Genomic DNA, 11,679 nt, shown 5'->3' on the forward strand with positions numbered 1-11,679 from the left:
CGTGCCCGTCGGGGGAACCTCGGAAAATGTGCTCTCTCAAAGTACGCGTGCACTGGCTCACATCACGCATCGGAAAGCGGACGCCGATAACCTGTCGAGGTGAACACTGACAGCACGGCCCATCAAGACGGACATATCGCCGCGACGCTGTTCGATTTCTCCGGAACCCTCTTCCGTTTGGAGGAGAGCGACGATTGGACCGAGCACCTCGTCGATCATCAAGGCGATCCGCTCGACGTGCACGCTCAAGCCGAGCTGATGCGTCGGATGACCGCGCCGGTGGGCAGAACCGTGGAGATGGACGAAGCGGGGATCTACGCGTGGGAGAACCGCGACCGGGATCCGAAGTTGCATCGTCAGGCTTACCTCGACGTGTTGAGTAAGTCCGGGGTGCCCGATCCGGTTCGGGCCGAAGCTTTCTACGCCCTGCTGGTCGATCCGGATCAATGGTCGCCGTACCCGGATACCGGCGAGGTCCTGAAGTCACTGTCGGAGAGGGGCATACGCACTGCCGTCTTGAGCAACATCGCCTTCGACATCCGTCCGGCGTTCGCCGACCGCGGCTGGGACGTCTGGGTCGACGAGTTCGTTCTCTCGTTCGAGGTGGGTGCAGTCAAGCCCGAACCGGCGATCTTCGAGTACGCCCTTGCGCAACTCGATGTGGATGCGGCGCAGACTCTGATGGTCGGTGACAGCGACATCGCCGACGGCGCTGCCCGTGACGTCGGTTGCCAGTTCGCACTCGTCGATCCCCTGCCGACGACCGAACGCCCGCACGCGCTACTCGACGCAGTGCGGAAGTTCGGGCTTCTGTAGGGAGCGCTCAGACACCTTCGGTGAGTTCGCGCAACGACGCGTAGCGCTCGCGCACGTGGGGAGCTGGTTCGGCGTCGAATCGTCGCTCTTCCGGTTTCGGCCACACCGGCGGCTGCGTGTCCCCGGACAGTGCCCATGCTGCTTGCCTGCATGCCCCTTCGGCGACGTACTCACCCGGAGCAGGGATCACGACCGGCACTCCGAGAATTGCCGGCGCGATCTCACAGAGAGCGCGCGACTTCGCTCCGCCTCCCACGAGGAGAACTCGCTTCACCTCGACGCCTTGACGAACCAGGTCGTCGACGCCGTCGGCCAAGCCGCACAGGAGCCCTTCGATTGCGGCTCGTGCAAAGTGCGCAGGCGTCGAGTTCTGCAGCCGGAATCCGTGCATGGCCCCCGTGGCGTCAGGGCGGTTGGGCGTCCGTTCACCCTCGAAGTACGGAATCATGACCAGCCCGTCGTTTCCGAGGGGCGCCGTCGACGCCAACCGCGACAGTTCGGCGTGATCGACACCGAGAATGGACGCCGTCGCATCAAGAATGCGCGCGCCGTTGAGAGTGCACACCAGCGGCAAGTGCAGGCCGGTTGCGTCCGCGAATCCTGCCACGTTCCCGCCGGGATCATGCGTGGGGGTGGCCGATACAGCCGAGACGACGCCGGATGTTCCGATCGAGATGATCACGTCACCGGGAACTGCCCCCAAACCCAGTGCGGCTGCGGCATTGTCACCGGTGCCAGGCCCGACAATACCTCCGGAACGTGTACTTCCGATCTTTTCGTTCGGCGATGCAACTCGGGGAACATGCGGGGTTCGACCGCGAAATGCCAACGCCAGCAAATCTTTACGATATTCGCGCGTCGAGGCAGCATAATAGCCGGTTCCACTGGCGTCGCCCGCGTCGGTGGCAAGCTCCTCGATCGAGCCGGACCCACCCAACTTCCAGGACAACCAGTCATGCGGAAGACACACCGCGGCAGTGCGATCGGCGTTGCCGGGTTCGTGATCTGCGAGCCATCGAAGCTTGCTTGCCGTGACCGCGGCAACCGGAACTACACCAACTGCGTCGGCCCACGCCTTGGGTCCGCCGAGCTCTTCGACCAGATCGGTCGCAGCCTTCGCCGAGCGAGTGTCGTTCCACAGCAACGCCGGTCTGACGACCTCGCCGCCACTGTCCAGACACACCATGCCGTGCTGTTGAGCTCCGACCGATACGGCTGCGACGTCGCCGAGCCCACCCGCTGCGGCGATTGCACTGTCCATCGCCTCGAGCCAGCATGCCGGATCTATCTCGGTACCGACGGGATGCGCCGCCCGCCCTTCTCGTACCAGCTCTCCCGAATCGGCATCACGGACAATGACTTTGCACGACTGGGTAGACGAATCGATACCGGCTACGAGGGCCACACTGGCGTCCTTTCCGAAGGACCGTCAGCTCGCGTTGGCGACCGCGGGCATCCGGTTGCTGCGCTTACGCAGCGATCGCACATATTCTGCGCGCTCGGTCTCCGTCATTCCACCCCAGATGCCGTACGGCTCGTGGACGGAGAGTGCGTGTTCGCGGCACTGCTGGAGTACAGGGCACGTCGCGCAGACCTTCTTGGCGTTGCGTTCACGGTTCTCGCGGGCGTGTCCACGCTCGCCGTCCGGATGGAAGTACACCGCGGAATCGTGCCCGCGGCACGCTCCCTGCAGCTGCCAGTCCCACACTTCGGCGGTCGGGTACGGCATCGGAAGGTGCTTGTGCATGATGGCGACCTCAATTCCTTACTCGGGTGACACGGATTCGGGTGACTCTGGGCTGACGCCGGGTCGGACTTATCGACGCCTGACCGATTGGCCGAGTCGATGTGCACAGACCGTTGCGAGTTCGCCGGTGACCGGCGGAGTCAGCGCTACGACGCCGTCGTCGAGAATTGCCTGCAGCCTGCGGAAATACTCGTCCGGGGCGAGGCCGAAGGTTACAAAGATCTCTTCGTCAGGTCCACCGTCGAACTGCTGCCACTTACGTGCGAACTCGACGATCTCTTGTGTATCGGTGCGGCTCATCAGGTTCTCCCCTGTTTGTGCGCCCTGCTTCACAGAAACTGCGACTCGTCTCCTCGGACGCCCGTGGCAGTGAGTCAAGACACAGACTATGCCTACTTCTGCTTTTTCACAAGACCTACTTACGTCTTTTTGTGGACAAAGTATGCGAACTTTCGCACGCTGAAGTTACCGACGAGGAATGCTTGAATAGGACAATGACCCGACCGTCCACGACTCCGGCTACCGCGGGAGAGGTATTCACGCTGATACGCAGCGGTTCCGCGACCACGCGCAGCGAGATCGGGAAGCTCACCGGCCTGTCCAGGACGGCGGTATCGGCCAGGGTTGCAGCACTTCAATCGCTTGGTTTGATCGCCGATGACGACGAGGGCCCGTCGACGGGCGGCCGGCCGCCGTCCACTCTCACCTTCGCGAACTCGTCCGGCGTGGTTCTCGTCGTGGCCATCGGTCGATCGCGGGCACAACTTGCCGTCACCGACCTGGCGGGCACGATCCTCGCGGCAGAAGACATCGACAAGTCGGTCGGGGTCGGCCCCGACGAACTGATGCCCGAAATTGCCGAGCATCTTTCGTCACTACTGGCCCAGGTCCACCGCGCGTCTACCGAGGTCATCGGAATCGGACTGAGCATTCCCGGAACGGTCGACGTCGCCGCGGGAGCAAGCCTCGACTCTCCGATGATGGCGGGGTGGGACGGAGTCGCGCTTGCCCCCTATCTGGCATCGGTGACCACGGCTCCGCTGTTCGCGGACAACGATGCCAACGTGATGGCTCTGGCCGAATTGAGCGAGCGACGCGAGAGTGCGCCCAACCTCCTGATGATCAAGGCGTCAACCGGCCTCGGCGCAGGAATCGTCATGGGCGGAGTCCTCCAACGCGGTTCACTCGGAGCGTCCGGCGAGATCGGGCATACCAAAACCGCTGCAGCGCGGGGCATGAAGTGTCGCTGCGGCGACGTCGGCTGCGTCGAAACTGTCGCCAGCGGTTGGGCTCTCGTGCATGCCCTCCGAGATCAGGGCCGAAGCGTCGGTCACGTGCGTGATGTCGTCCGCCTCGCCCTGGACGGCGACAGCGAAGCCCGCCGGCTCATCAGAAGCAGCGGCCGACTGATCGGCGACGTCATTTCCGGCGCGGTCAATCTCCTCAATCCCGAGGTCCTGATCATCGGCGGCGACATGGCCGAGGCGGACGAACTCTTCCTCGCCGGGCTTCGGGAGTCCGTCTACGGCAACGCAACGGCGCTTGCCACCCGAAAGCTTCAGATCGCTTCGGTCAGCCACGGCGCACAATCCGGCATCCTCGGTTGTGCGGTTCTCGTCCTCGACCATCTGCTCAGCGCCAGGGAAATCGATCTGCGGATCGCGGCGTCACTCCACACGTGAGTCGCTGACTTCTCGCACGCTCCGCATCAAACAATCAGACTTTTCCGGCATCGCTTGTGTTGACGCTCACACTTCTGCATAATTCATTACCTACCGATCATTCGGTTGCCGATATCGACGATGAGATCGCGCAGGAACGCTCCGAGTCAGCCAAAAGCATGCACCGAGCACACCGGCAACGTCGCAGATCGAACAGCGTTTCTCCCCTGTTCCGACTTCGCAGTTTCACCGTGTCGGTGAACCACGTGACTGGCAGAAAGTAGCTCGATGACCACAACCAGAACTGGCACCAAGCCCGCCGCGAAGGAATACGACCGCGCCGCGATGGCGTCGATGGTCGGCACCACCGTCGAGTGGTACGACTTCTTCATCTACGCCCAAGCTGCAGCCCTGATCTTTGCCGACCTGTTCTTCAAGCCGATGGGCTCGGCCGGCCAGATCGTCTCCTACGTCACGGTCGGCATCAGCTTTGTCTTCCGTCCTCTCGGTGCCATCGTGGCCGGCTATCTCGGCGACAGGCTCGGCCGCAAACGTGTCCTGGTCGCGACGTTGGCGATGATGGGTGCCGCGACGGTTCTCATCGGCGTGCTGCCGACGTATGCCTCGATCGGAATCTGGGCACCGATCCTGTTGATCCTGCTTCGCGTCGTCCAAGGATTCTCGACGGGCGGCGAATGGGGCGGGGCCGCTCTTCTTGCCGTCGAACACGCACCCACCAAGCGTCGAGGATTCTTCGGAGCGTTCGTACAGATGGGAGTACCGCTCGGAATGTTGCTCGCCACCGGCGTTTTGGCACTGTGCACGTTCACCCTCACGGACGAACAGTTCACCACCTGGGGATGGCGAGTGCCGTTCCTGCTCAGCGTCGTGTTGATCGGCGTCGGCTTCTACATTCGAAGCAAGGTCAGCGAGTCACCCGTATTCGCCGAACTCAAGGAACGCCGCACCGAGAGCAACACGCCTATCCGAACTCTGTTCAAGAAACACCCGAAGCAGGTCGTACTCGCGGCGCTGTCCTTCATCGGCACAAACGGCAACGGCTACATGGTGATCGGCGGATTCATCGTCGCGTACGCAACCAAGACCTATGGCCTGGGTAAGACCGAACTACTGATTGCCACGCTCGCAAGTGGGGCGTTTTCACCATGATCGGCGCCTACTGGTCGGATCGACGCGGCCGCACCACGGTGATGAACGTGGGCAACCTCGCAATGGTCCTCTTCGCGGTGCCGTTCTTCCTCCTCATCGACACCGGGAATCTCGGCTGGATCTACGTGGCGATGATCCTGTTCTCGGTCGGACTCGGGCTGTCGTACGGACCTCAACCCGCGTTGTTCGCCGAACTGTTCCCGGCTTCGATCCGTTACAGCGGTGCGTCGATCTCCTACGCGGTAGGCACCATCTTCGGCGGCGCCTTTGCTCCCACCGTCGCACAGTGGCTCCTCGGCAAGACCGGTGGCACCCTTGCCATCTCGATCTACCTCGCCCTGCTGGCCGCGGTCTCGTTCGTCGCCACGATGCTCATCAAGGATCGATCAGGACGAGACCTGATGGTGTAATCGACCTGAATGTGGACGCCCAACGGCGTCGCGATGCCGGAGTTTGTCAGCCGAACTTTCGAAAGGCGAACTCCGGCAACTTCTTCGCAGCATTCGCTGTGCGCACGATCTTGTGGTTCTTGCCTCGCATCAGCGCCAGTTGGATCCGCGATTCGATCCAGAACGCGCCGCGAGGCGAGCGGTTCCAGGTCTTGTGCAGCAACGTCTTCGTCGCTGCGACGGCGTCCGGCGAGCGAACCGCGATCTGCGACAGCAGTTCCTGCGCCGGCTTGATCGGATTGTCGCTGACTCCGCTCACGAACCCCCACTCGAGAGCCTGATTTCCGTCGAACAGTTCAGCAGTCATGGCGAGGCGTTTCACGACGTCCATCGCCGCGAGTTCGCGCATCGTGACCGTTCCGGTCATGTCGGGGATCAATCCCCACTTCGCCTCCATCACCGAGAACGTGCAATCGGGGGTGGTGAATCGAAAGTCTGCGGCGAGCGCCAATTGCAGTCCCCCGCCGAAGCAGTGCCCGTGAACGACCGCGATGACCGGCACGGGCAATTCGCGCCACACCCAGCACGCGCGTTGGAAGAGGTTGGTCTTCTGACCGGGAAATTTCGCGAAGGCCTTCGCCATGCGCCTCGGTTGCTTACCCGCAGAGGCGAAGTCCAACCCGGCCGAGAACGCGTCACCCGCGCCTTGAAGAATCACGCCCCGAATCGAACGATCGGTTTCGATCGTTCGAGCGGCATTCACCAGCGCGTCGAGCATGTCCAGATCGAGACCGTTGAGTTTCTCCGGTCGGCTGAGCGTCACGTACGCCACCGACTGCACTACCTCGACACGAACACGATCACTCACGGCAACTCCTCCGATTCGACATATCCCCGACGAACTTACCTGAGAGTAAGTTCGTCGGGGATTCGTCATGCCATCTCGGCGAGAAGTTCCATGGTCACTTGCCCGGCCGGGTCCGAATCAGTGGATGACGGCACGGCCACAACGGTGTCCACGCCCGTTCGCCTAGTTAGGGTCGCGGCGCTACAACGTCTGGCTGGCGCGGGGGAAATCTCCAACTCCGTGTTGTCCGCACGGTTGGCAATCCTGACGGCCGACGGAAATGCGCGAGCCTCGTGAGTATGAACAGAACCCACCGAGACACGAGTACTCGGTCACTTGCAAAGGGCAGTCAATCTGGCCCGTCCTCATCACCATGTAATCGCGGGAGAAGCGGTGTGCGCCCAATAAACCGCACCGCTACCACCACTACGGCACAGCACCTTCGGAAACGAACCGAGGTCTTCGGACATCGAGGCGGTCGACCTCACCACCTCGGTCCACGTACCCGGGTCCGGCTGGTCCTGAGGTCCGCTCAGCCGGCAGTGCGGATCCGGTCGAAACTCCGGCCTCGGTGTTCGAGCGGCAGCCTGTCCCCTCGCCCGAACAGTTTGTTGCGCAGCGTTCCCTCGTCGTAGTCGCTCTGGTAGGCACCTCGTTTGGTCAGCTCCGGAATCACATGCTCCACAATGTCTTCGAAGGTTCCAGGAGTCACCGCGTACGCGAGATTGAAACCGTCGACGTCGGTCTCGGACACCCACTCCTGCAACTCGTCGGCGACCTCCGCGCCGGAACCGACAACGATCGGGCCGAGCCCGCCGATGCCCGCCCACTCCGCGATGTCCCCCACCGTCCATTCGCCGCCCTTCTCGTCGGCCTGACGAAACGATGCGACCGCGGATTGAATGGCATTGCTCTCGACGTTCCCGATCGGCTCGTCCGCTCGGTATCCGGAGAGGTCGATTCCCATCCACCCCGAGGTGAAAACGAGCGCGCCTTCACTACTCGCGTAGCTGCGGTAGTCCTCGAGTTTCGCCTGGGCCAACTCAGGGGTTCGGTCGGTGATGATCGTCAACAGTGTGTAGATGCGGGCCGAGTACGGATCTCGCCCGACCTTCGTCAGTTCGTTTCGGATTCGGGCAACGGTGTCTTTGAGAATCGCCTTTGTCGGTGCACCGACAAAAATTGCTTCGGCATTCTCAGCGGCGAACCGCACCCCACGAGGCGACGCGCCGGCCTGGAAGATGACCGGCGTCCGCTGCGGAGAAGGTTCGGAGATGTGGATGCCCGGAACGGTGAAGTGCTTGCCTTCGTGCTCGATCGGATGAACCTTGGCGGGGTCCGTGTAGACCCCGGTGGTTCTGTCACGCACCACCGCGTCGTCTTCCCACGACGTTTCCCACAACTTGTAGAGAACTTCGAGGTACTCGTCCGCGTGGTCGTAGCGATCGTCGTGCTGGAGTTGGTCGTCCTCGCCCATGTTCCGTGCGGCCGAGGGGAGGTATCCGGTGACCACGTTCCACCCGATTCGCCCGTTCGTCAGGTGGTCGAGGGTGCTCAAGCGCCGAGCGAACGGGTAGGGATGCTCGAAAGCTGTACCTGCGGTGATCCCGAAGCCCAAGTGCTCGGTCACGGCAGCCATCGCCGACGCCAGCAGTAGCGGGTCCGAGACCGGTACCTGCGCGCCCTGCCGCAGCGCTGCGTCGTGATTGCCGCCGTACACGTCGTACGTTCCCAACACGTCGGCCAGGAACAGCCCGTCGAATCGTCCACGCTCGAGGAGCTTCGCCAATTCCGTCCAGTACCTCAGATCCGTGTACCTGGACGACTGGTCCTCCGGGTGGCGCCACAGACCTGGCGATTGGTGGGCGACGCAGTTCATGGCAAAGGCGTTGAATCGGATTCTGCGGGTCATTCCCGCACGATGCCGTGCCTGCTCCGCGGTGAACACCATTGCGATCAGTGCGATCGGTTCGGCTCCTGCTTGCACCCGGCGATACCGTCGACTTCGCGACCTCGTCGGCGGGCCGCTACACTGACTAGCGCAGCTGTGACGCCCGAGGCTTCGTGCCGACAGGTCGAGCGGATGCAACAGCAGTATCGGGAAGCGAAAACCCCGGCAGCACAGGGTTTTCAGTGCTTGTCGGTACGCTCCCCGCCCTCGTAGCTCAGGGGATAGAGCATTCCTCTCCTAAAGGAAGGGTCGCAGGTTCGAATCCTGCCGAGGGCACCAGGTGGGACTCTCCCCACATCGGCGTGACCAACGTGCCATTCTTGAATTCATGACGACGCCTCACTCCACGGCTACTCCCCCGAAGAACATGTCTTTGATCCCGGGTGGGACGTACTGGATGGGCTCCGAAGATTTCTATCCGGAAGAACGCCCAGTTCACCAGGTCACAGTCGACGGATTCTGGATGGACACGACGGCGGTGACGGTCGCCGAGTTCCGACGCTTCGTGAAGGCAACCGGCCACGTCACCACTGCTGAAATCGCCCCAGACGCCGCCGACTATCCCGACGCCGATCCAGCCCTCCTCGTCCCGGGATCGTTGGTCTTCAATTCGCCACCCGGCCCGGTTTCACTTGACGACTACACCCAGTGGTGGTCGTTCACTCCCGGCGCCGATTGGCGCCATCCCGAGGGCGCCGACAGCAACATCGGGGGACGTGAACGGCACCCCGTCACCCACGTGTCGTACTTCGACGCCCAGGCCTATGCCGCGTGGGCCGGCAAGGAACTCCCGACCGAGGCCGAGTGGGAGTTTGCCGCCCGCGGTGGACTCGATCGCCAGGCGTACGTGTGGGGCGATCACGACTCTCCGGGCGGGCGGCCCGGTGGCAACGTGTGGCAGGGCCAGTTCCCCTGGGAGAATCTGCTCGAGGACGGTTACGAGCGCACCGCTCCGGTCGGAAAGTTCCGGCCCAACGGCTACGGACTGTTCGACATGGCCGGGAACGTGTGGGAATGGACGGCCGATCACTACACGTCCGACCACGCCCACAGTTCCAAGAACGTCGCGCCGGCCTCGTCGTGCTGCATTCCTCGTAATCCCCGAGCGGAGTTCGCCACGGAGGCGTTGGTGGGCGAACCCTACGCACGACGGGTGATCAAAGGCGGCTCACATCTGTGTGCACCGAACTACTGCTTGCGATACCGCCCCGCCGCGCGGCAGGGCGAATCCGAGGAGTCCTCGACCTGCCACGTCGGCTTCCGGTGCATCATCCGCATTCCGCAGGAGTAGATCAGAAGGGCACGTCCCCCAGGATGGCCACCCGCTCCATGACGCGACGATGCGGGAAGTAGTCGCTCGCAGCGTAGTGCTGGGTGGCCCGGTTGTCCCAGAAGGCAATGGAATTCGGCGCCCACTTGAAGCGGCACTGAAAGTCCGGGACCTTGACCTGCGCGAACAATAGGTTGAGCAGATCGTTGCCTTCGACAGGATCCATATCCGGAATGTGGGTGGTGAAGAGGCTGTTGACGAACAGAGTTTTACGCCCGGTCTCCGGATGCTTACGCACCATCGGATGCAGAACCGGCGGGTACTGCTCCTTCATCTGCTCCAACTTCTCCGGGCTCATGCCGCGTCCGAAGGACGGTACAAAATCGTGGATGGCGTCCTTGCCGTCGATCAAGTCCTTGATCTCGTCGGGGAGGCAGTCGAAGGCGTTACCCATATCGGCCCAGAGCGTGTCACCACCGGCAGGCGGTACGTCGATCGCCCGAAGTACTGAACCGAGCGGCGGCGTCTTCGTCCAGGTGACGTCGACGTGCCAGATGTTCTCCGTTCCTGGACTGTCCTCTCCGCGTTCGAATCTGACGACTGCCGGGACCTCTCCCTGCGGGAGAAGTGGATGAACCTCGAGTTCACCCCAATGGGCCGCGAAGTCACGATGATTCACGCTCGAAATCGGCTGGTCCCGAAAGAACACGACCTTCCATTCGAGGAGGGCCCGACGCACGTCCTCGATCTGCTCCTCCGACGGATCATGCAGGTCGATGTCGCTGATCTCGGCACCGATGAACGGTGTGACGGGTGTCAGAGTGAACCGCTCGTACGGCCTCGATTCAACGCCTTCCGGGTTTCGCCTCATTCCGCGTGGTCCGAATTCGATTGTGTGATTGCCGATTTGGACTGTTCGTGAGGATGTAAGGGTAGCCATCGAATGACTCCGTCCTGTCGTGTCGTGTCGCGGGGTCACACGTCAGTCGACGCGTGCACCCGCTTTGCTCGTGTACGTTTGTGTGCGCTTTGGGGCGCGGTCAGTGCTCCTACCGCGAGATCGACCAGATGATCCACTGTCGTATCGAAATCTGCCTGCACAACCGGGTTTTCGTCTTCGCGGCGCTGCTCGAAGATTGCCAGAGCGGAGACGCTCATGTTGAACGTCAGATCGATCCGTTCGACCGCGACGCGGCGGGGCAGATGTGGCAATGCCCGCGTCAACCTGACGACAACTTCGTTGATCCCCTCGCTGACCTCGCGGAACTCAGCACTCTGCGTATCCACCGACGGTGAGATTCGGGCAATGAACCTCGCATAGTTGGAACCGTCGACCGTCGCCAGAAAATCTGCCAGCGGGTACAGAAAGGCTTCGACCAAAGCACGGACCAAGTCGGTCCGCCCACTGGCGTCGATGTCGTCGAGATACGTCAGTCGCGCTGCGTTGATCTGATCCATCCGATGCCGGAATACGGCCAGCACCAGACCGTCTCGCCCACCGAAGTGATACTGAACTGCAGAGTTGTTGCGCTGCCCGGCCGCAGTCGCCACGTCCCGCATGGACACTTCGTGAATACCTTGCTCGGCGAACATCCGCTCGGCGACGGCGATCATGGCGTTCTTGGCATCCAACGAGGCGGGCATACACCGACCATATAAGTCACTGTCTTAATTCCGCAAGCCCCATCCCCTGTGCGCGGTTAGGGAGTGCAGGGACTCCTTAACCACTCACGGGGGTAGTTGTCCCAGTCAACGAGACATACGCCGCCAACTGAATTCCGATCGATACGCTCCAGATTAAGACGACTGCTTAATCCGCCCGGTTTTG

At 62.3% G+C, this 11,679-nt stretch carries 11 protein-coding genes, 1 tRNA gene and 1 pseudogene; 6 read left to right on the forward strand and 7 right to left on the reverse strand.

Annotated elements, in window-relative coordinates:
- Positions 1-99: 99 nt before the first annotated feature.
- On the forward strand, positions 100-816 hold the full coding sequence (locus ACBG85_RS21350; protein ID WP_065455332.1) for an HAD family hydrolase: 717 nt from the start codon (positions 100-102) through the stop codon (positions 814-816).
- A 7-nt stretch (positions 817-823) separates the two neighbouring features.
- On the opposite strand, the gene xylB is transcribed toward ACBG85_RS21350, so the two are convergent.
- The 3 genes from xylB to ACBG85_RS21365 form a co-directional block, all read right to left on the reverse strand.
- Positions 824-2,221 (reverse strand): xylulokinase, encoded by a 1,398-nt coding sequence (xylB, locus tag ACBG85_RS21355; RefSeq protein WP_064443887.1) that lies wholly within the window; start codon positions 2,219-2,221, stop codon positions 824-826.
- Positions 2,222-2,245: 24 nt separating this feature from the next.
- On the reverse strand, positions 2,246-2,563 hold the full coding sequence (locus ACBG85_RS21360) for a WhiB family transcriptional regulator (protein ID WP_003946343.1): 318 nt from the start codon (positions 2,561-2,563) through the stop codon (positions 2,246-2,248).
- 69 nt (positions 2,564-2,632) lie between these two features.
- On the reverse strand, positions 2,633-2,863 hold the full coding sequence (locus ACBG85_RS21365) for a DUF3263 domain-containing protein (RefSeq protein WP_030534904.1): 231 nt from the start codon (positions 2,861-2,863) through the stop codon (positions 2,633-2,635).
- Positions 2,864-3,057: 194 nt separating this feature from the next.
- Between ACBG85_RS21365 and ACBG85_RS21370 the strand changes: the two genes are divergently transcribed.
- Both ACBG85_RS21370 and ACBG85_RS21375 read left to right on the forward strand, forming a co-directional pair.
- A complete protein-coding gene (locus ACBG85_RS21370; RefSeq protein WP_003946405.1) occupies positions 3,058-4,245 on the forward strand; it encodes an ROK family transcriptional regulator in 1,188 nt (395 codons plus the stop codon).
- A 267-nt stretch (positions 4,246-4,512) separates the two neighbouring features.
- Positions 4,513-5,804: pseudogene (locus tag ACBG85_RS21375) on the forward strand (MFS transporter).
- Positions 5,805-5,850: 46 nt separating this feature from the next.
- On the opposite strand, the gene ACBG85_RS21380 reads toward ACBG85_RS21375, so the two are convergent.
- Positions 5,851-6,651, reverse strand: a complete 801-nt coding sequence (locus tag ACBG85_RS21380) for a crotonase/enoyl-CoA hydratase family protein (RefSeq protein WP_285181756.1) — start codon at positions 6,649-6,651, stop codon at positions 5,851-5,853.
- A gap of 259 nt (positions 6,652-6,910) precedes the next feature.
- Here ACBG85_RS21380 and ACBG85_RS21385 point away from each other — a divergent pair, with 259 nt between their 5' ends.
- Positions 6,911-7,009: a winged helix-turn-helix transcriptional regulator gene (locus tag ACBG85_RS21385; RefSeq protein WP_228401232.1), complete on the forward strand. Its 99-nt coding sequence runs from the start codon at positions 6,911-6,913 to the stop codon at positions 7,007-7,009.
- A gap of 153 nt (positions 7,010-7,162) precedes the next feature.
- Here ACBG85_RS21385 and ACBG85_RS21390 read toward each other — a convergent pair whose 3' ends face one another.
- Positions 7,163-8,542 (reverse strand): LLM class flavin-dependent oxidoreductase, encoded by a 1,380-nt coding sequence (locus tag ACBG85_RS21390; protein WP_047272629.1) that lies wholly within the window; start codon positions 8,540-8,542, stop codon positions 7,163-7,165.
- Between the two features lie 242 nt (positions 8,543-8,784).
- Here ACBG85_RS21390 and ACBG85_RS21395 point away from each other — a divergent pair.
- A tRNA-Arg gene (locus ACBG85_RS21395) sits at positions 8,785-8,860 on the forward strand.
- 49 nt (positions 8,861-8,909) lie between these two features.
- The gene (locus ACBG85_RS21400) at positions 8,910-9,872 is read left to right on the forward strand and encodes a formylglycine-generating enzyme family protein (protein WP_037125552.1); all 963 of its coding nucleotides are present in this window, start codon (positions 8,910-8,912) and stop codon (positions 9,870-9,872) included.
- Position 9,873: 1 nt separating this feature from the next.
- On the opposite strand, the gene ACBG85_RS21405 is transcribed toward ACBG85_RS21400, so the two are convergent.
- Positions 9,874-10,791, reverse strand: a complete 918-nt coding sequence (locus ACBG85_RS21405; protein ID WP_030534931.1) for a TauD/TfdA family dioxygenase — start codon at positions 10,789-10,791, stop codon at positions 9,874-9,876.
- A gap of 35 nt (positions 10,792-10,826) precedes the next feature.
- Positions 10,827-11,495 carry a TetR family transcriptional regulator gene (locus tag ACBG85_RS21410; protein ID WP_054781447.1) on the reverse strand — a complete coding sequence of 223 codons (669 nt, stop codon included), beginning with the start codon at positions 11,493-11,495 and terminating at the stop codon, positions 10,827-10,829.
- Positions 11,496-11,679 lie beyond the last annotated feature (184 nt).

The sequence above is a fragment of the Rhodococcus sp. NyZ502 genome, assembly GCF_041464245.1.
In the GTDB taxonomy this organism is placed as follows: Bacteria; Actinomycetota; Actinomycetes; order Mycobacteriales; family Mycobacteriaceae; genus Rhodococcus_F; species Rhodococcus_F qingshengii.